This is a genomic window from Nonomuraea thailandensis (assembly GCF_024172165.1).
GTDB lineage: Bacteria > Actinomycetota > Actinomycetes > Streptosporangiales > Streptosporangiaceae > Nonomuraea > Nonomuraea thailandensis.
The window spans coordinates 9,974,241-9,992,975 of sequence record NZ_JAMZEB010000002.1 but is presented as its reverse complement, the minus strand read 5'-3'; the positions used below and the strand labels follow the sequence as shown (position 1 = coordinate 9,992,975).

The following is an 18,735-nucleotide window of genomic DNA, read 5'->3' as shown; positions in this document are numbered from 1 at the left end:
CTCTCTGCGTTCGTCGGGCTCAGCCGTTCTGCAGCCGTGCGATCTCCGCACGCGCGATGGCGAGTTCGGCACGCAGCGCTGACACCTGTTCGGCGAGCGCCTGGATCTGCCGCTGCTGGTCGCTCAGCTCGGCCTTGAGTTCCTTGTTCTCCGCCTTGGTGTCGGTAAGCTCCGTGCGCAGCAGCGCAACCACGTGATCGGCGGTCTCCACCGCCACGCTGTCGGACCCGCGGTCCAGCTGACGGAGCTCGGAGCGCCGCTTGGTCAGCGCGACGATCGCCTGCACGATGGTGCCGCCGGCGGCGACCTGGGCCACGGAGACGAGGACTTCGCCCCACGTCACTCCTCGCGCTCCCGGTCATGCAAGTGGCGCGCCGCGCGGGTGATGAGGCGCACCTTGATCAGGCAGCCGATCGTCAGGGCGGCGGAGATGACCCCGGCGGCCAGTCCGTGCATGCCCAGGCCAGTGACGACCGTGATGGAGTAGAAGGCGTAGCCACCGGTCATCATCCACAAACCGGGGATCTCGATCGTGGTGCGATGCCAGTACAGGCCGTAGATCTTGAGCACGCCACCGGCGGCGAACATGACGCCCCACAAGTGCGCCACCGGACCCGCAGTGGTGTGCAGGCTGAGGGTCATGCCTTGGGAGACGTCGTCGCCGATGGTTGCGCCGAGAGCGCCGAGGACGACGGCCGCTCCCGCGGCGACGGTGCCGAAGGGGTTGAGTCGGAGGCTTTCGCGCCGGCTGTGGGTCATGTGCTCGCCGATCTCGGTAGCTGCGGCGGGATGGGGGCAGTCGCCCGCGACGCACCCCTCTGCGGGCGGTGACGATCAAGGGGAGGGGTCTAGCCAGGCACCGAAGGCGACGCCGCGCAAAATCACGGATCGGAGCGGCCCGTGCAGCTGGTTGACGACGTCGGCGCGCAGCAGGTTGTAGTGCTCGGCGGTCGGGTCCGTGGAGATCGTGGCCGGGCTGGAGAAGGATCCCGGCCAGGTCGGTGCTGATGCCGGCGAAGGCGGCGGAGGTGGCACTAGCGAGTAGGCCGCGCCGCCGGCCTCGGTCCAGATCGGTTCATCGCCGGAGGCGGTGAGCCGGCCGCCGCTGGACGGCGCGGGCGGGAAGGGCTGGTTGGGGATGATCCATCCGGCCGACGCGGTCGTCAGGCCTCCCTGGTTGGTGATCGAGGCCTTGAGGTCGCGCACGATCAGCTCCAGAGTGCGGATGCGGTCGGCGAGGTCCTCCGGCTGCGGGAGCGGCATGGTCAGATCTCCAGTTCTTCCTCGAACACGAGCGCCGCGGTTGGCTGTGAGTCGCGGCTGGTGACGGTCACCTGCGCGCCGATGACGCGCCAGCGGTGATCGAAGGAGGCGGCGCCGTCGATGATCGGCCACCAGTCGTTGACGACGATCACGCGGGCGCGCTCGCCGAGCGCGGCCGGCGTCCAGTTCGTCTCGTCGAGCTTGATCGTGACCTGGTGAACGCGGACGGCGCCCGGGCGTTCAGCCGCCCACTTGGCGGCGTAGGCGTTGAGCGTCGACTGCTCCTTGACGGTGGAATAGTCGATCGTCTTGTCGATCCTGGGCCAGCCCGCCGCCAGGTGCGCGCTGGCGTTCTGCGGGGTGGACATGAGCGGCGTCGAGGAGGTGGAGGCGTCGGTGCTGACCGATTCGCCGCGGGCCCGGTAGCTGGTGGCGCCGCGCAAGGCGTCGATGTTCTGGCTGAGCTTGAGGATGTTGCCGGGCTGGGAGAAGACGTGATCGGTGGTGCCGCCGAGCTTGGGATACCCGAAGCGCACTTCGCGCACCCGCGCTCCGGTGCCGGGATCGGCGGTGTGGATGAGCCATTCGAACCCCTGGTCGGTGTCGGCCAGCTCCCGCAGTCGCTGCCCGAACGTTCCGCCCTCGGACGCCAGATAGGTGCGGTTGCGGTTGACGCCGGAGGAGCCGGGCGGCAGGGTCAGCCCGATGTCCGCGCTGGAGAGCGCCTGCATCTCGGTGATCAGGCCGCGGGCGACCTCCAGCTGATCGATCCCCTCGTAGGTGTAGGTCTGCCGGATCTCGACGGCGTTGAGGTAGGACTCCAGCGTGGCGCCCTGCATGGAGATCGTGACGGCGCCGCGGTCGTCGATATCGACGTCGGCCTGCCAGATGACGGCCGTACACCAGATCACGCCGTTCTGGTAGGCGTGCACGACGACGCGGCCGGGCCCGGTGGACAGGCTGTCCGGCTCGGTGGGGTGCTCGATCCAGCGGGGGACGATCTTGGCGATGTTGTCGGCCAGCTCGCGGTTGACCACGTGTGCGGTCGCCTGGAACGGGCCCGGCTGGCCGATGAAGCGGCTGAACGACACGCCGTCCAGGTCGGCCGTGGCGATGTAGGAGTCGGTCAGCAGGTCGCAGAACACCGCCTTGAAGAGCACGTCGGTGCTCGCCGGGATGGACGGCGGCGGCTCCGGCGGCGGCCCGGACGTGCCGCCCACGTCGACGGTGAAGCCGTGCGAGTACAGCGGGGTGCTGCCGGAGGCCGTGAACGTCGTGGCGCCGGTCGAGCCCGCCTCCGGCCGGGCCCGGGTGGCCAGGGCCGCGGTCGCCTCGCTGATGTTGCGGTCGGCCTGCTCGGTGTGCCCGGACGGCGTGGACCAGCTGGCGCTGGCGGAGATGCCGGCAGTCCAGCGCAACGTCACGCCGGGCTCCGAGGTCGGTGCCAGCGCCGGGCACGTCACCGTGGCGTCGTTGTCGGCGTTCGCGGTGGAGGCGATGAGCGGGGTGGCGCCGTCGGTGTCGGAGATCGCGACGATCACGACGATGCCGCCGGCGCCGACGGTCTGCCGGAAGGTGTAGGACGCGGGCTCGGCTGGGCCGGCCTGCTTCCACCAGACCTTGCTGCCGCCCCACTCGGTGGCGGAGCGCTGGCCGAGCAGCTGCCAGGTGGTGCCGCCGCCGGGCGTGGTCATGTTCGCAGGGCCGAACGCGTCAGTCGTCTGGAACGCCACGATCGTGTCACCCGCGGCCGCGCCGGGCGGCTTGGGAATGGTGAAGGTACCGGCCATGGACTGGCCGGAGGAGACCGAACGGAGGATCGCCACGACTCACCCCCGATCGTGCTGCGGTGCGCGGATGGTGGCCCGGGGCTATTCGTAGGCGTCGCGCCAGAGGACCTCGACGCCGGCGTCTCCACCGGAGGTGGTCTCGTACGACAGGCTGTTGCTGCCGACCTCGGAGTAAAACTCCTTCAACGGGACGCTGATGGTGTCAGCCAGGTTGTTCTCGACGTCCACGCCGGCGATCTCGGCCTTGCCGCGCTGGGTGTCGACGACGAGGATCTCACCGGCGCCCAGCGTGATGTCGAAGGCCATCACCCTGCCCAGAGTCTCGTTGACGATCATCGGGTCGGTGGCCGGGCCGGTGAACCGGTAGATCGGGCTGGTGTAGAGGTCGCCGCCGTTGACGAGCGAGACCGGCGCGGACGCGTTGGCGTCGATCACCATCGACTGCTGCAGGAGCCCGTACCTGCGCGGGTCGGGGCACTCGAACGTCACGACCGGTTCGGGGTGGCCGTCGCGCCAGTCGGCATCCCGGACCCCGGTGCAGTCGATGCACTTGCCGAACGCCATCAGCGTCTCGGTGTAGCCCCGGATGACCAGCGTCCACAACGTGTTGTCGCGCAACGTGCGGGTATCGTGCCGCAGCTGCGCCACCAGGCCGCTGATCTGGGATGGGTCTACGAAGGACTGCAGTTGCAGCTTCACGGTGACGATGCGGCGCTGCAGGTAGCTGCTGCCGGCGAACGCGCCGTGCCGGTTCGGTTCTTCCTGCGTCAGCGAGTCGACCTTGGGCTTTGCGTCCCAGCCGGTGATCTCCCGCAGCGCGAACGCTGTGCCGGCGCCCCACAGCGCGGTGCCGCCCCACTCGACCTGCTGATCGGCGGTGATGAGCGAGCCGGGCAGGATCGGGACGCTCACCCCCGGGGAGGGGACGAGCGCCTCGGCCTCCACCACCGCGGCCGGGATCGTCGCGGCGAACGTGGCCGTGACCGTCGGTGCCGGCACCTCCGCCGCCGCCTCGACCACCGCCGGCGCGGGGGTAGCGTTCTGCACGGCCGTGATCGCCGGTGCCGGCACCTCCGCCTGCGCCGTCACCGGGTCCGGTTCGATCAGTTCCGCGCTGCCCGCCACCACGGTGGGCGCGGGCACCTCGGCCGTCGCCTCGACCACGGCGGGCTTGGCCGTCTGCCCCGTCGAGACCTCCGGTGCGGGCACCTCGGCCGTCGCCTCGACCACGGCGGGCTTGGCCGTCTGCCCCGTCTTGACCTCCGGTGCGGGCACCTCGGCCACCGCCTCCACGGTGGCGGCATCGACGGTTGCGTCGAGCGCGGCGCCGAGGATCTCCAGCGCCACCCAGCCCCAGTCCGCGGCGCCCGTGCCGGTCCCGTCGAGGCTAAACGTGACGTTCGAGCCGCTGGCCGGGGTGTTGGCGGCCTTGGTGATGGCCATGCCGGGCAGGAAGCCGCCGACGTACCAGGCGGATTCGTCATCCGTGGAGGTCGGAGCGGCGGTGCTGTTCCAGTCGATCGCCGCGCAGAAGCCTCTCGAACCGGCCGCCGTGCTGGTGTAGCCGTTGACGTTGAGGGCGTTCACCGCGGACGAACCTGACCCGGCCGCGCCGATCGGGCTGGACGGGTGGGCGCCGGTCAGCACGTAGATCTTCATGCCGCCGGTCGACGACGTCAGCGTGACCGTCGTGCTGGTCAACGCGGTCGGGTTCGGCGCGGTGTAGATGCGGACCCCGGAGTGGCCGGACGGGGCTGTCGTGCGCAGCGTCCACGTCCTGGCCGTGCCGCTGTTGCTGATGGCGGTGCCGCCGCCGGTGCTCGCCGCCACCACCGCCACCAGCAGAGAACCTGCGGGCGGGTTGAACGCGGCGCTGGTGATGGTGCCGGATCCGGTCGCCGCGGCCGGGCTGGACGCGTGGATCTCGATCGGCACACCCGCCCCCTCTCTCGATCACCGGGACCGGGTCAGGCGACGACCTTCGCGCGGCCGATACCGACGCTGGCGAACGCGAGCAGCAGCGTGCCGTCGTTCGTGGTGTACGCCGACAGAAAGTCGATCCCCAGGATTCGCCTTTTCGGCGTCTCGGCATCGGCGTACGCGACCGCGCCCCGCACGCCGGTCAGCGTCGAGCCCGGCCATTGCGCGTCGTTGCCGTCCCACGTGGCGTAGATGCTGCCGACCGTGGTGACCGTGAACGTGGACGAGGCGATCGCCAGCCCGCCGGCGGTGTAGCCGGTGCCGACGATCTCCCCGGTCGTGCTGTAGGACTGGTCGGCCGCCGAGTAGTCGGGCGTGATCGTGTTGTCGTACAACGCGATCTTGTGGGTGTCGTCGTCGAGGTCGAGCGGGAACTGGCTGGCTCCCATCGCATCGACGAGGAGATCGGCATACCAGCCGCTACCGCCCCATGCCATGTCCGACAGCACCTCCGACCCTGATCGTCGCGTCCCGGCCCGGCGTGCCTTCCGCCGGCTGGCCGAGCGTGCGCGCCCACTCCCGGAACGCCCTCATCTCGCCCTTGGCCTTCTTGAGCTCGGCCCGGGCGGCCGCCTCCTGCTCTCCGCCCGTCCCGCGCACCTCGCGGAGCGCCTCCTTGGCCGCGGCCAGGCGCTCCTCCAGCTCCTCGCACGCGCCGAGGAACTCCAGCGTCCGCCGCGCGTGCATCGCGGCCACTCGTGCGCTCGTCACTGGAACCGCTCCCAATCCACCAGGTCCGCCCGGATCTCCCCGACGACGACCGTGGCCGCGTTGAGGATCTTCACGTCCTGGCCGTGCTGCCGCATCCGAACCTTGTTGCCGAGCTCGTCGAGCAGCACCTTGACGCGCTCGCCGGTCTTGGGCCTGCGACCGTCCTTCCACCGGGGCTTGACCCGGTGCGACCACCCCTCAGGGCGGATCCCGACCGACCGCAGCCGGGCCAGGTCAGCCGGTGTATACGGCTGAATCGTGGACATGCGAAACCGCCTCTCATGACGGGAGTGAAGGAGAATGCGTCCGGGGCCCGCGGCCCCGGACGCTTACGGCGGCCCCTTGGACCCGAGCCGCGAGTACAGGTAGGCGGCCGCCAGGTCGGCGTCCGCCTTGCTGTTGACGTTCATGGTTTCCACGGTGATCAGCGACCCGCCGCGGCTGACCGTGGACGTGCCGCCGGCCGCGGCCGCCCCGCCGGCCGCCCCGCCGGCTACCGCGAGCGCCGGCTGAGGCATGGCCCTTTGCGGCGCCGACACCTGGGCGGAGTTGACCGGGAGCCCGTACGAGCTCGCCGTGTACCCGGTGCCGGGAGTCCAATCCGGGGAACCGCTGAGACCGTAGTCGCCAGCGATCATCCCGCCGGGCGGCTTGCGGACCGTGTCCATCCGCTGCAGCGACGCCGACACAGCACCCTTACGCGGGGTATCCATGCGCTTCAAGGAGGCGGAGGCGGCGCCCTTGCCGCGCGGGGTGTCCATCCGTTCTATCGACGCCGACACGGCACCCTTGCCGGCCGCCTTCGACCCGGAGGAGCCACTGCTGGCCTTCCCCGCGGCGATGGCGATGAGCAAGTCCTTGACCGAGGTGTTCAGCACGTCCACGCTGCCGGCGACCAACTCCACGCCGTCGGAGGTGACGGTGGCGACGTTGGAAAGGCTCTCGCCGACCCGGTCGCTCATGCTGGTCACGCTGTCGCCGACCTGCTGCGCCCCGGCCTGCCAGCCCGCGGTCATCGACTCGCCCACGGTGCCGACCTCCGCGATCGCCGCGGTGAGCGTGCCCGTGTCGCCCATCGTTGACGCGAGCGAGGTATCCACCGCGCCGAGGCCGGCCCCGAGCTGGGTGGCCGCGTCGGAGACCGTGACGGCCACCTGCTGCACCTGCTGGTCAGCCTCGCGCCCGTACAGGCCGAACCCGAAGTCCTTGGCCACCCGGGCGAGAATGTCGATCGCCCTCTGCCTGTACGCGGGCTCGTACGGGATGAACGCCTCGGTAGCTCCTCGCCCGGACGATCCCTCACCGAACAGGACCGTAGGCCGGGAGACGATCGTGGGCGGCTGCGGCCGCATCCCGCCTGTCGCGTACCGTTCGATCCCGCCCTCGGCGTAGCGCAGGAGGGCGCCCGCGGCCGCCTTGAGGTTCTCCTGCTTCTGGACGTGCACCTGCCGGACGGTGGTGGTGACCGTCTTGCCGTCGAGCTCGGCCAGCTTGCGCTCGTACTCCTTGATCAGGTCGAGCGCTTCCTTGCCTCCCGGGGTCTTGACGTCGGTCTTGACGTTCCCGGGGATCAGGCCGAGCTTGGTGGCGAGCTCCTCGGCTTGCTTGCGGGAGAACCCCATCGACTCGGCGACCTTCAGGAACGCCGCCCGCTGCCCGCCGAGCTTGGCCTCCACCTCGGCGAGCGGAGTGCCCTGATCGATCAGCGCCTGCCGGTAGTCGTTCGCCGACTTGGCCAGGTCGATCAGCGCGGACCGGTTGTCGCGCCCCTTGACCGTGTTGGTGGAGATCGCCTCACCGTTCGTCTTCGCCGCCGCGGTGGCATCGTCGAGCGCCTGCTTGTAGCCGATTTCGGCCTGCATGGCGCTCGCGGTCAGCCCGGTGAGCTGGCCGAGCGCGCCGCGCAGCGTGTCGACGGATGTCGCGGCGCCGGTGGCGGAGCTGCCGAGGTCCTTCAGGGCGTCGCCGGTCGGCGCGGTGGCCTGCTGGGCCGCGTCCGCCGCGGCGCTGTAGTTGGGAAGCAACGCCCGCAGCTTGTCCACCTGGTCGCCGGACAGCCCCGCACCGCGCGCCAGCTCATCGAACAGGGCGGTGGCCTGCTGGGTGTTGCCGCTCTGGACCATCGCGGTCAGCGTCTGGTCGAAGTTCTCCAGCCGCTGCCGCCCGCTGTCCATCGAGTAGAAACTGTCCGTCAGGCCGGCGATGTCGTTGCCGAACTGGACCAGCCCGTTATCGCTGGTCAGCCTCGACACCGTCTGGTGCAGCTGCTCGAACTGGCCGACGACAGGGGCGAACCACACCGAGCTGCGGGCCATGTCGCCGGCGAAGGTGTCGGCGTTGTGGCCGAACTCGTACAGCATCTCCGCCGCCGGAGTGCCCTTGGCCGTCAGGTCCGACATGCGCTTGGCCAGCTCGTCGATGTCGGGGTTCAGCCCGGCCAGCTCGTCGCCGAGGGCGTCCACCGCCACCGCCGCGCCGGCCACGAGCGCGGCCATGCCGCCCGCCTGCATGACCCGGTTCAGCCCGGTCATCTTGCCCGACGCGCTGTCCGCGGCGCCGGACAGGCCGCCGAGCTTGCCGGTCAGGTCCTGCCAGAACGACGCCACCTGCAGCCCGGCCTGGGCGGTCTTGACGGCCAGGATGGCCAGCGCGATCGCGCGGATGTGCTCGGGGTCCATCCCGGCGACGATCGAGGCCAGCAGGTTCAGCCCGGCCAGGCTGCCGATCCCGAGCGAGGCGACCGCCTCACCCACGTTGAGCCCCGCTGCGGCGAGGTTCTTCAGCAGCGCCCACACCTCGGGGGCGTGCTCTTCGACGTAGCCCATGAACTCCTGGAACTGCGGGTTGGACTCCAGCGTCTGGCCCCAGGTGGCGAACTTGGCGGTGGCGTCCTCCAGCCCGCCGACGACCGTGCCCTGCCAGGGCAGGAAGGCGTTGATGATGCCGGCCACGCCGGTGACCACGTTCAGGGTGCTGTTGCCGAGCCCGGTCATCGCCTGCGGCCCGGCCACGCCCACGTTGTGCAGGAACTTCGTCCAGAACGGGCCGTCCAGCGCCGCCGAGGCGCGCTGCTCCAGGCCCACGAAGCTGTTCGCCGTCCCGGCCACCAGCGGCGAGATCTTCGGGAGGGTCTGCTCCATGAGGCCGAGCCCGCCCGTGATTGCCGGGATTACCGACGGGTTGAGGCTCTGCTGCCACTGCAGGTAGACGTCGGAGAATTCCTGCCAGCGCTGAGCCAGCTGGAACTCCTCCGGCGACAGCTTGCTGTAGTCCTGGCTGTCGACGGCTTGCTGTACCCGCTCGAACGTCGCCGTGGCGACCATGCCGAACGCCTTCGCGCCGGCGCTGGCGGAGAACAGCGCGCCCTGCAGCACGACGGCGCCGGCGGTCACGCTGGCCAGGACGGGCACCGCGACGCCGAGGCCGACCAGCCCGGCCTGCATCTTGGCGATGTCGCCGAGCGCCGTCTTGGTGTCGGCGTCGATCTCGATCCGCACGCTCTTGCCGTCCAGGCGGCGCGCTTCTGCGGCGACCAGCTCCATGTCCGCGATGGCCTGCTGGATGCCGGCGCGCACCTCGAATGAGGCGCCGTCCTCCAGGCCGGCGAGCTCGCGCTTGAGCCGGTCCAGCTCGGCGAGCGCGTCGACGGCGTCGCAGTCGACGCCGATCTGCTGCTGCGACAGCTTCTCCAGCTCGCCGCGCAGCTGGGCGAACTTCGCCTCGGCCGGGCTGCTGTTGGCGTCGATTTCGATCGCCGGCAGCCGCTTGACCGCGTCTTCCAGCTTCTTGCGGAAGCCGGTCGCGAACCCGGCCGTCTGCTGAAAGCTGGTGTTGAGGTCGCGCAGGTCCTTCTTGACGGCGTTCTTCCCGGCCGTCCAGCCGGAGATGCCGAGCTTCAGCCGGGTGGTGACCGTGCGGTCAGCCACGACGCATCACCTCCCCGAGATCCCAGAAGCAGAAGAACGATCAGGACCGGGTGTGTCACCGTGGCAACGCGGCCGCCGTGCGGCGCGTCCTCTCTCGCACACCCCTACATCCCCAGGAGCCCCCCATGTCGCAGCCGTACGGCCCGCAGGGCCAGGAGCCGCCGTTACCGCCCTACGCGGCGTCTCAGCCCGTCCCGGGGCAGCTGTACGCGCCGCAGGGGCACGCCTACTCGCCGCCGGCACCGCCGGCACCGGCCCGGAGCCAGGCGCTGGCGATCATTGCGCTGGTGCTCGGCGTCCTCGCGATCCTCATCGCGCTGACGCCGTTCCGGTTCGCCGCCATGCCGCTTGCCGTGTTCGCCGCGGTGCTCGCGATCGTGGCGCTCGCCGTGAAAAGCCAGGGCGGCACGGCGTACGCAGCCGTGGGGCTCGCCTGCGCAGCCGTCGGCCTGGTCCTGGCGATCCTGCTCGCCATGGCCTCCACCACCCTGGAGCAGAACAACCTGCGCCAGCAGCAACAGATGCAGGACTGTGTGTCCGACCCCGACCGCTCAGCCGAGGAGATGCTGCGCTGCATCAACGGCACCTAGTCCCGCCGGCGCGCGTGGAACACGAGGTCTCGGACCTCTAGCCCGTCCCATTCCTTCTGCCGGGCGATGATCACCTCGCAGGCGTGACAGCGGTACGGCGGTGGTGCCACGAAAGCGCCGTCGTTGGCCTCGCCCACGGTGGTGTCGAGCGGGAGCCCGCACGCGCCCGGGCAGCGGTTGCGCTCCTCTTCGTACGCGGCCTGGGCCGCGTTGAGGTCCTCTTCCAGCCATTCCGGCTCGCGCTCCGTGATGGCCCGCACCAGCCTGCCCGTCTCGTCGTCGTACTCGAAGCGCGTCACGCTGCGCGGGGCGCGGCCGAGGAGACGAGAGCGCGGGATCTGGTAGGCGCGGGCCAGACTCAGCTCCTGCTGGTACGGGACAGAATGTCGGAGGCGAGCGCGGAGAAAGGGACCGGGTTCGAGCTCCCGTGCAGCTCCAGAAGCGTGTTCCACAGGGCGCCCCACTGGCCCGGCGTGATCATGTCGATCAGCCGTCCGGCCTTCTCCTCGCTCAGCTTGGGCTTGAGCGAGCAGGCGGCCAGCACCGCGACCGGGAACGTCTCGGTGTTGTGGTCGGCCGGCGCGTCCTTCGGCCGCGGCGGGTGCGCGGCCAGCAGATCCCGCCACTCACGGCGGTGCAGCGCCTGCAGCACGAACACCCGCACATGGCCGGACATCTCCTGGCGCAGCGCCTCGATCTCCTCGGCCAGGCGGCGAGCGTCGCCCCCGGCCGCCCCGCCGGCGAAACTGTCACCCCCGGCGGGCCCACGGCGGGCCGCCTCCAGCTGCCGGTGAAGCTGCTCGAACCGCAGCTGCAGGTCGCTGCGCATGCAGATCGGCACCTCGTCCTGCGGCAGCCGGTAGCCGTCGAGGAACTCGTCGATGTCCTCGGCGAGGCGGTAGGGCTCGGTCACGCGGCCACCGTCGCTTCCGTGTCGGCGTCGCTGTGGTTGAACATCTGCTGGACGATCTTCTGGACCTCGTCGAGCACGGGCGGCTGACGCTGGTAGATGCCGCACTCTGACGGGTAGATCTCGACCGGGTCGCCCGCGACGTACGGAAGCTCGTGCGCCTTGTTCCGCCGGACCGCCAGCCAGATGTCCAGCTTGGGCGTGAGCGTGTTGTAGGCGATGTCGTCGGCCTCCAACTGCTTGCGCTTGTACGTGAGCGTGATGTTGTAGGTGGAGGTGCCACCGCGGCTGGTGTTGCTACGGCTCCCCAGCGCGCCGTTGTCCACGCTGGCCTGTGACGGCTCGATCCCCAATCCGTCCTTGGTCAGCAGCATCTGCAGGTCGATACCCGCGTTCAGCTCAGCCGCCGGCGGCGCGCTGGTGGACGACAGGGTCAGGACGGCCGTCACCTTGACGTTGCCATCGCCGAGCAGGTCCTCGAACGCCATGTCGGCTACTCCTTGTCCTTCGCGGCCGCCGTGCGGCGCGTGTTCTTTCCGGATGCGGCCGCCTCGGCCGGCGGCTCGGACTGCTCAGCGCCGTCCGGCTCGTCGGCCGTCGGCGCCTGGTCGTCGTCGAGGCGGTCATAGTGGGCGGCGAACGCCCCGAACGCCAGCTCGTTGATCTGGGTCTCCAGACCGGTGAGTTTGCTGCGGACGCGGATCATCTTCGGCATCAGCGCACCGCCGCCCAGGTGAGCGTGCTGCCGGGGGTGACCGACCACTCCAGGGCGATCAGGTAGGAGTCCTCCGGATCACGCATGCCGGGCAGCAGCCGCAGCTCGTAGAAGCCCACGGGGATGCTCCAGGTCTTCTCGGGCAGCGGCACGCCGTAGTCGGTGTTGCCGGCCGGGGTCACGCCGAGCGTGACGGCGCCGGCCGTGGCGTTGTTGACGATCAGGACCGTCTCACTGGTGACGCCGCTGACCTTGTCGTCGGCGGCGGCGTTGGACAGGGTCAGGGCGCCGCCGGCAACGGTGGCGACCTGCGGTGCACGAGTCGGCATGAGCTCCTCCAGGGCATGCCAGCAGGCCCGCACACCGTGCTCGGTGCCGGGCGGGAACAGATGGTCAGGTGGCGCGCGAGCTGCGCACCAGATATTGGGCCGTGCCGAACCACAGCGTCGTCGACTCGTCGTCGCGGCGGACGGGCTGAGAGCCCTCCTGCCGGACCGGCCGCATGTGCCGCCCCGGCACCACCGGCACCGTCGTACGCAGCAGCGTGTCGACCATTCCGGCCAGCAGCAGCGCCTGCTCCGCGGTCGCGCCCACGCTGGTCGCCTGGAGCCGGAGATCGGACGGCACGCTGTCGTCCAGCGACCGATCCACGGGGCTCTCGCTGCCGATGTCGGGGTACAGCGCCACGTACGGCGGCACCGTCCCCGGCTCGACTCCACCGAGGTGCACGGCAGCCGCGGCCGGCAGGCCATTGTCGAGGATCGCCTGGATCGCGGTGATGATCGCGTAGGCGTCGGCCGGGTCGGCGCTCACAGCAGCGTCCGCGCGAAGGCGTCGACGGCCGCGTTGAACTCCGGCTCGGTGGCCACGGCCGCGCGCTGCCCGTCGAGGTGAGGCGGCTGGTAGGGGCCGCCGTATTCGAAGCCCTCGCCCATGGACCCTTGCTTGCGGGCACGGTCGGGACCGATCTCCCAGATGGCCGCGTCCTCGGCATAGATCTGCTCCGACGTGATCGATCGGGGGTAGTGCTTGCCGTGCCGCCCGGCCGTCTTCCGTGCGTTGTCCTGCCACCGCTTCTGCAGCGCCAGGGCGTGCTCCCGGACGAGCGGGTAGGCGCCCTCGGCCGCACGCCGCGCGCCGTCCTCTACGTACTCGGAGATGGCCAGCAGCTCGCTGGCGTCCAGCTCGGCCATGCTCACCTCCCTACGCCCGGTCCTCGACGATCAGCTTCCTGGTGACCGCCGAGCTTTTGTAGTCGACGTCAACCACCTCCATGACCCGGCCGACGGCCCACCCGTCCGGGGACTCGGTGATCGTGGCCCGGTCCTCCGGCAGCACCGGCGTGGCGGCCGCCCACGGCAGTTTGAGCCGGTACCGGTGCAGGACGACCTCGCCTTCGCCGTAGGCGGCGTCGCGGCCGGCGCCGAGCGGCGAGATCTTGCACGGCCCCTCGTACACCGTCGCGTACGTGTCGACGATCTCCAGCGTGTCGGGGTCCGTGGTGGTGCCGGTCTTCCGCTCGATGAGGACCTGGTCCTCGAACACGACCTCGGGGACGAGCTCGCGCGCGCCCGCGAGAGCGTCCTGCAGCGCCACGCCTACACCTCCCCGACGGCCGGGTAGAGCGGCGCGATCGAGAACGATCTCCCGGCGGCCGCCGCGCCGGATACCGCGGCCACCAGGTCGTCATACTCGTTCTCGGTCAGCTCCAGCTCGCCGGAGGCCTGCGACGCGTCGCGCTGAAACTCGTAGTCGCCGCCGTAGTCCTCCCGGAACTTGCCCTCGGGATTCCGTACGACGCGAGCGACCATGGCGCAGCAGACGCTGACCGCGATCTGCGGCACCGGGTCGGCGTCGAGCAGCTGCGGCACGCGGCCGCTCATGATGGCGCTCGCGTCCTCCAGCAGCGCGGTCACCCGCGGCTCTTGCGCCGACGCCAGCGTGCGCTCGAACCGCGTCTGGAACTGCTCGAACGTCGCGAACGCCATCGTCTACTCCTCCTGCAGGGACGCCAGCGTCTCCCGGGCGGCCAGCACACCCTTGCGCTTCTTGCCGGCCTCCTCGGCCGCCAGCACTCGCTCGGCCTCCTCGGCGTCGGCCTTCTCCAGGTAGGCGAGCACCTCGTCTCCGGTGTGCTTGGCCGGGTCGAACGGGGCGGAGGGGTCGGAGACGGGGGGCTCCGACCCCTCCGGGTTCTTGACGCGCTTCCAGCCGTCGATGCCGTCGACGGCCAGGGCGCGCAGCTGCCGGTCCTCGTCGGACCCGTCGATGGTGAACGCGCGGGCGATCTTCTCGCCGCCCACGAACCTCTCGTACAGCGCCATCTCTCTGCCCCTCTCAGACGGCCAGGCCGCGGTAGGCGGCGTGGGCCTTCTCCATGCCGTATTCGAGGCCGATCTCGCCGTACAGCTGGACCTTGTCCGCCGAGCCGGTCTTGGCCAGCGGCTCCTCGAAGAACACGCCCTTGCCCGGGATGCTGAGCAGGACCGGGCGGAGCATGTTGAGGCTGGCCACGATGAGCGCGTCGCGAGGGACGGCCCGGTCCATCATGATGTTGAACCGGCCGAAGTCCGTCACCACGGTGTCCACGGCGACGCCGCCCATGGTGCGGGACGGGTCGATGTAGATGACCTTCGCGCCGGCCTCGGCGTAGGCCTTGGTGACGGCCCGCTTCTGGGTCGAGTTGACGATGATCGTCGCGGTGCGCTGCTCGGACAGGCCGCCGTTGTCCCAGGCCTGCTGGATCAGCTCGTCGATGTGGGTCGTGGTCAGCGTGGTGGTCCACGGCTTGATGTAGTCGATGTTCGACGTCGACGTTCCGAGGGTGATCGGCGCGCCGCCCTGGGTCGAGGCGACCTTGAAGGTGTTCGTGGCCTTCGCCACGACGTAGTAGACGCGGCCGGCGACGATGTTCGTCGCGTCACCCGTCGAGGTGAACACGATCTTGTCGTTGTCGGCCAGAGCCGTCGCGGTCTCGGTGATCGTGTCGGTCGCCGAGCTCAGACCAGTGACCGTGCTGGTGGCCTTGCTGACCTTGTTGGTGGTGATGGCCTCCAGCAGACCCCGCATCTTGCGCGGGCTGGCGTTGCTGGCCGGGTTGGCGTACTTCCCGTTGATCATGGAGAAGTTGACGTCGAGCGCCACCTGCTTGAGCGCCTGCTCGACCTGCCAGTCCAGCTCGTTGGTGACCGGCTGCTCACCGCCGACACCCCGGTACGGCGCAGACTGCGGCGTGGCCACCTGCCCGGTCGCCGCCTGCTTGGTGTAGGAGACGGCCACCTGCTCCTGGTGGATCTCGACCACGTTCCGGACGGCGTCGCGCACCCGCTCCTCAGCGGTCGGCGCGTCCGCACCCTCGGTGCGGGTCCGCTGCGCCGGGTCCCTCAAGTCGTACTGTTCCCACTCGAACTCCACCGCGTCGGTCTGGCCGCCGCCGGTCAGGCCGCCGATGGCGCTGAGCAGCGGGGTCTCCTCGGGCGTCAGCCCCCAGAGCTGGCCGTGGTAGTTGGGCAACCCGAACGTGGTGCCGATGCCGGTGACAGATCCCGCCATGGTCCTCTCCTAGATCATGATCATTTATGTCGTGGTGGTGAGCGCGGCCTGCCGCCGCTTGAGGCGGATGGCCAGGCCGTGATTGCCGGCCTTCTCGGCCTCGGCGATCTGCGCGGCCAGGTCCGGCACCCCGTCGCCCCGCGGGCCCTGCGACGGGTCAGGCTTCGGGCCCTTGCGCCCCGCCTGCTTGCCGAGGTGCGGCTTGCGCTTGAGCAGGTCCGCCAGGTCCGCCTTGATCCGGTCGGTGTCGACCTCGCCGTCGTCGTCGACGTACGAGCCGAGCTCCAGGAACGCCGCGGCGTCGGACGGGTCGGCGAAGTCGGCCGCGGCCGCGCGCACCTCGAGTTGCACGGTGCGGTCGATGAACCGCTGCACACGCTGCTCGGCCTTCTCCGCCCGGCTGGTGACCTTCTCCAGCTCGCTCTTGTCGGCGTTCTCGAACCGCTCGACTTGCTTCTCCAGCTCGCGGACCCGCTTCTGCGCCTCGCGCGCCTTGGCCCGCTCGGACTCCAACGCCTTCTGACCGCCCGTGCCGAGCGGCTTGTCGTCGCCATCGCCATCGCCCTTCGCGGGCTCGGTCTTGGCCGGCTCGGTCTTGGCGGGCTTGTTGTCGTCCTGGCCCTGTCCGGAGTCGCCGCCGTCGCCGACGGGCTGCGGTTCGGGGGCGCCTTCGGATCCGCCGGCCTGCAGCCGGATCGGGCGGCCGTTGCGCCGGTAGCCGATGATGGCGCCGGGCACGGTGATGATGTCAGCCATCGCGGCTGGTCCTTCCTGGTGGAGCCGCCGCGGCGTCGCGCCGCGGTGGTGGTGACCGCGGCGAGCGCCGCGGTGGTCAAGGGGGCCCGTCAGCCCAGCAGGTAGCCGAACTGGCGGAGCAGCCGGATCGCCTCGTCGCGGTCGCCGCCGGCGTCGGCCAGGAGCTGCTCGGGCATTGGCCGCACGGTCTGGGACCGCCGGTAGCGCTCACCGGCCCGGCGCTTGAAGTTGCCGAGCCGCCGGCCGGCGACGCCGCGGACGGTGGTGCCCTCGGTGGTGACGCGGCGGCCGCCGTACGCGGTCGTCATGCCGCGGCGGGCGTTGACGATCTGGCCCGGGTCGGCGCCGAGCCGGATCGCCTCGGCGCCGCCCGCGGTGAACGCGCGGGCCTGCTGGGCCGGGGTCATCTGCTCGAACAGCTGCGCCGGTGTCGGTGGCGGCTCGTCGCCCTCCCTGTGCGGGACCATGGTGCAGTCGCAGCGCGGGTGCCGCTGGAATCCCGTGGACCAGGCGTAGCTTCTGCCGGCGAGGACGATGCAGCGGCCGCATGCCGGCAGGCTCACGTGCCGCACGTACATCACCCACTGCCGCACGCCGGTCATGCCGATCTGGTCGGCCACCCGGGAGGCGTCGGCGATCTGCGTGTCCACGATCCGGGTCAGCGACGCGAGCCCGGCCTGCAGCGCCGTGCCGTCGTCGGCGCCGCGGGCCAGCCACCCGGCGGTCTGCAGCGCCGGTTGCATCAGCAGCCCGGCCAGGGCCCGCCCGTCCGCGGCGATCCCGGCCAGGGCGGCCGCGTTCACCGCCGCGGTGGGCGGCGGCACCTCCTGGGCGGCGGCGAGCTCACGCAGATACGGCATCGCGAGCCGCGCGGCCGCCAGCTGGCCCATGGACAGCAGCTGCACCATCTGCGCCAGTAGCGCCATCCACTGCTCGATCACGCTGCCGGCCTCGACCTCGCTCCACAGTTCCTGCGCGCGGGCGGCGACGTCCGCGGCGAGCTCCTGCTGCGTCTGGTAGTGGTCGTCAACCACCTGCTGCAGCGCCACCGCTCACCCCTGCCGGCCGCCGCGCGGGCGGAGGCGGCGGCACGGCCTGGCCGTCGTCGGCCGGCTCGCCCGGGCCGGGCTTGGGGCCGACACCGGCCGCCAGGTCGCCGGCCATCGCGCGCTCGAGGGCGCGGGCGGCCGCCTGTTCGCGCCGGCGCATGCGGCCTCGCTGCACGGAGGTGTAGCCGAGGTCCTCGCGCGCCTGCTCGTTGTCGATGATCCCCGCGGTCTTCTTCTTGACCGTGGCGTCGGCCTTGGCCGCCTCGGTGGGCGTCGAGGCGTCGCGCCATATCGTCTCCAGCGACCGCGACTTCTCATTCCACTTGCCGTCCATGATCCGCTCGGCCAGCCGCATGACGCGCTCCCAGGAGCCGCCGAACGAGCGCTGCTTGCGCTCGGCGCGCTTGACAAGCCGCGCCTCGCTGGAGCGGATCGCATCCGCCGAGGCCGGGTTCTCCGTGCTGTAACCCAGGTAGTGCGGCGGCAGCCCGGAGATCGACGCCACCAGCCGCGCGAGGGCGTTGATCGTCTCGTGGAAGTTCGCCAGGGACGACTCCGGGAACTGGCCGGCCTCGATCTCCCCGGGCCCCTTCTCGTTCGACCACAGCCGCCCCATCAGCTGCGACCACGCTCCGACGGGCTTGCCGTCGGGGCCGATGAAGTCGTCCTTGTCGACTCCCCACACCCATCTGCGGGGGATGGCGTGGTACTCGGCGCCGACCATCATGTCCGTGGCGATCTTGCAGGCGGCGTCCGACAGCGGGACGACGTCGACCAGCTCGCTCACGCCCAGCGGCCGCAGCGGCCGCGGCCGGTTCACCAGCGGCTCGATCGGCGGCAGGCCCAGGTTGTGCTCGTCGCGGTCGATCTCCGTCCAGCCCTCGTCGAAGTGGTAATGGATCGTGTCGTTCGGCAGGTAGAGGGTGGCGTACTGCTGGCGCACCTGGCCGCCCACCGACAGCTCGTCGTCGTTCCAGCGGCGCAGCGCCGCCCGCACCCGCCGGGTGCGCGGGTCGGTGTCGGCGTACATCTGCAGTGGCGACTCCACCGTGATCAGCGGCGGCTCGTCCTCCTCCGGGTTGGAGCCGACGCACACGAACCCGCGCCGCATCGTGAGCGCGTCGACGTGGCCCATCTGGGACTGCTCGTCGAGGTCGTTGTACTGCCAGATGTCCCACAGCTTCGCATCGGCCTCGGCGTCGGAGCCGCGCCGGAACCCCTCGACGTCCAGGCGCTCCTCGACGGAGTCGACGATCAATCTCGGCCAGTTGATCACGACCTTCTTGATCCGGTCGTCGAGCTCCTTCAGCAGCTCCGGATGCATGTAGGCCAGCGGCTGGCAGCCCTCGTAGTAGTCATCCAGCTGCCGCAGCGGGCCGAGCTCGGCGTCGTGCCGGCGCGCCAGCCGTTCCAGCCACTCCAGCGGTTCGAGCTCCAGCGGTTCGAACGCCACAGCGTCACCCCCTTCACTCGCGTGTGGTTCCAGGCGGCCG

The 18,735-nt window shown here is 70.8% G+C and carries 24 protein-coding genes; 1 reads left to right on the top strand and 23 read right to left on the bottom strand.

Translation table 11 applies throughout. From position 1 onward, the window contains the following. Positions 1-19 precede the first annotated feature (19 nt). The 9 genes from HD597_RS50155 to HD597_RS50115 form a co-directional block, all read right to left on the bottom strand. Complete coding sequence (locus HD597_RS50155; RefSeq protein WP_253754413.1) at positions 20-316, bottom strand: kinetochore Spc7 family protein; 297 nt, start codon at positions 314-316, stop codon at positions 20-22. Between the two features lie 23 nt (positions 317-339). After that, positions 340-759 carry a hypothetical protein gene (locus tag HD597_RS50150; protein ID WP_253754411.1) on the bottom strand — a complete coding sequence of 140 codons (420 nt, stop codon included), beginning with the start codon at positions 757-759 and terminating at the stop codon, positions 340-342. 75 nt (positions 760-834) lie between these two features. Beyond that, the gene (locus tag HD597_RS50145) at positions 835-1,263 is read right to left on the bottom strand and encodes a hypothetical protein (protein ID WP_253754409.1); all 429 of its coding nucleotides are present in this window, start codon (positions 1,261-1,263) and stop codon (positions 835-837) included. Between the two features lie 2 nt (positions 1,264-1,265). Continuing rightward, entirely contained in the window at positions 1,266-3,089 is a 1,824-nt protein-coding gene (locus tag HD597_RS50140; RefSeq protein WP_253754407.1) for a hypothetical protein, read from the bottom strand. Positions 3,090-3,134: 45 nt separating this feature from the next. Next, positions 3,135-4,988: a phage tail family protein gene (locus HD597_RS50135; RefSeq protein ID WP_253754405.1), complete on the bottom strand. Its 1,854-nt coding sequence runs from the start codon at positions 4,986-4,988 to the stop codon at positions 3,135-3,137. A gap of 32 nt (positions 4,989-5,020) precedes the next feature. Then, on the bottom strand, positions 5,021-5,482 hold the full coding sequence (locus HD597_RS50130) for a hypothetical protein (RefSeq protein ID WP_253754403.1): 462 nt from the start codon (positions 5,480-5,482) through the stop codon (positions 5,021-5,023). Next, the gene (locus tag HD597_RS50125) at positions 5,454-5,744 is read right to left on the bottom strand and encodes a hypothetical protein (RefSeq protein WP_253754401.1); all 291 of its coding nucleotides are present in this window, start codon (positions 5,742-5,744) and stop codon (positions 5,454-5,456) included. Before HD597_RS50125 ends, HD597_RS50130 begins: the two co-directional genes overlap by 29 nt. Continuing rightward, complete coding sequence (locus tag HD597_RS50120) at positions 5,741-6,010, bottom strand: hypothetical protein (protein ID WP_253754399.1); 270 nt, start codon at positions 6,008-6,010, stop codon at positions 5,741-5,743. The genes HD597_RS50125 and HD597_RS50120 overlap by 4 nt, the downstream gene beginning before the upstream one ends. A 63-nt stretch (positions 6,011-6,073) precedes the next feature. After that, the gene (locus HD597_RS50115) at positions 6,074-9,670 is read right to left on the bottom strand and encodes a hypothetical protein (protein WP_253754397.1); all 3,597 of its coding nucleotides are present in this window, start codon (positions 9,668-9,670) and stop codon (positions 6,074-6,076) included. Positions 9,671-9,795: 125 nt separating this feature from the next. Here HD597_RS50115 and HD597_RS50110 point away from each other — a divergent pair, with 125 nt between their 5' ends. Then, entirely contained in the window at positions 9,796-10,260 is a 465-nt protein-coding gene (locus HD597_RS50110) for a hypothetical protein (protein ID WP_253754395.1), read from the top strand. On the opposite strand, the gene HD597_RS50105 is transcribed toward HD597_RS50110, so the two are convergent. The 14 genes from HD597_RS50105 to HD597_RS50040 form a co-directional block, all read right to left on the bottom strand. Next, on the bottom strand, positions 10,257-10,559 hold the full coding sequence (locus HD597_RS50105) for a hypothetical protein (RefSeq protein WP_253754393.1): 303 nt from the start codon (positions 10,557-10,559) through the stop codon (positions 10,257-10,259). The two genes, HD597_RS50110 and HD597_RS50105, sit on opposite strands and share 4 nt — an antisense overlap. Positions 10,560-10,618: 59 nt before the next feature. Continuing rightward, positions 10,619-11,173, bottom strand: coding sequence for a hypothetical protein (locus HD597_RS50100; RefSeq protein WP_253754391.1), 555 nt, complete (start codon positions 11,171-11,173; stop codon positions 10,619-10,621). Further along, positions 11,170-11,658 (bottom strand): phage tail tube protein, encoded by a 489-nt coding sequence (locus HD597_RS50095; RefSeq protein ID WP_253754389.1) that lies wholly within the window; start codon positions 11,656-11,658, stop codon positions 11,170-11,172. The genes HD597_RS50100 and HD597_RS50095 overlap by 4 nt, the downstream gene beginning before the upstream one ends. A gap of 5 nt (positions 11,659-11,663) precedes the next feature. Further along, positions 11,664-11,885 carry a hypothetical protein gene (locus HD597_RS50090; RefSeq protein ID WP_253754387.1) on the bottom strand — a complete coding sequence of 74 codons (222 nt, stop codon included), beginning with the start codon at positions 11,883-11,885 and terminating at the stop codon, positions 11,664-11,666. Next, complete coding sequence (locus HD597_RS50085) at positions 11,885-12,214, bottom strand: hypothetical protein (protein WP_253754385.1); 330 nt, start codon at positions 12,212-12,214, stop codon at positions 11,885-11,887. Before HD597_RS50085 ends, HD597_RS50090 begins: the two co-directional genes overlap by 1 nt. 64 nt (positions 12,215-12,278) lie before the next feature. Further along, positions 12,279-12,698, bottom strand: a complete 420-nt coding sequence (locus HD597_RS50080) for a hypothetical protein (RefSeq protein ID WP_253754383.1) — start codon at positions 12,696-12,698, stop codon at positions 12,279-12,281. Beyond that, a complete protein-coding gene (locus HD597_RS50075; protein WP_253754381.1) occupies positions 12,695-13,078 on the bottom strand; it encodes a hypothetical protein in 384 nt (127 codons plus the stop codon). The genes HD597_RS50080 and HD597_RS50075 overlap by 4 nt, the downstream gene beginning before the upstream one ends. A gap of 10 nt (positions 13,079-13,088) precedes the next feature. Then, complete coding sequence (locus tag HD597_RS50070) at positions 13,089-13,481, bottom strand: DUF6093 family protein (RefSeq protein WP_253754379.1); 393 nt, start codon at positions 13,479-13,481, stop codon at positions 13,089-13,091. 2 nt (positions 13,482-13,483) lie between these two features. Beyond that, a complete protein-coding gene (locus HD597_RS50065) occupies positions 13,484-13,873 on the bottom strand; it encodes a Gp19/Gp15/Gp42 family protein (protein ID WP_253754378.1) in 390 nt (129 codons plus the stop codon). Between the two features lie 3 nt (positions 13,874-13,876). Then, positions 13,877-14,209, bottom strand: coding sequence for a hypothetical protein (locus tag HD597_RS50060; RefSeq protein ID WP_253754376.1), 333 nt, complete (start codon positions 14,207-14,209; stop codon positions 13,877-13,879). A gap of 13 nt (positions 14,210-14,222) precedes the next feature. After that, the gene (locus HD597_RS50055; protein WP_253754374.1) at positions 14,223-15,437 is read right to left on the bottom strand and encodes an SU10 major capsid protein; all 1,215 of its coding nucleotides are present in this window, start codon (positions 15,435-15,437) and stop codon (positions 14,223-14,225) included. Between the two features lie 24 nt (positions 15,438-15,461). Next, on the bottom strand, positions 15,462-16,193 hold the full coding sequence (locus HD597_RS50050) for a hypothetical protein (RefSeq protein ID WP_253754372.1): 732 nt from the start codon (positions 16,191-16,193) through the stop codon (positions 15,462-15,464). An 89-nt stretch (positions 16,194-16,282) separates the two neighbouring features. Then, complete coding sequence (locus HD597_RS50045; RefSeq protein ID WP_253754369.1) at positions 16,283-17,242, bottom strand: VG15 protein; 960 nt, start codon at positions 17,240-17,242, stop codon at positions 16,283-16,285. Continuing rightward, entirely contained in the window at positions 17,220-18,695 is a 1,476-nt protein-coding gene (locus tag HD597_RS50040) for a phage portal protein (RefSeq protein ID WP_253754366.1), read from the bottom strand. Before HD597_RS50040 ends, HD597_RS50045 begins: the two co-directional genes overlap by 23 nt. Positions 18,696-18,735 lie beyond the last annotated feature (40 nt).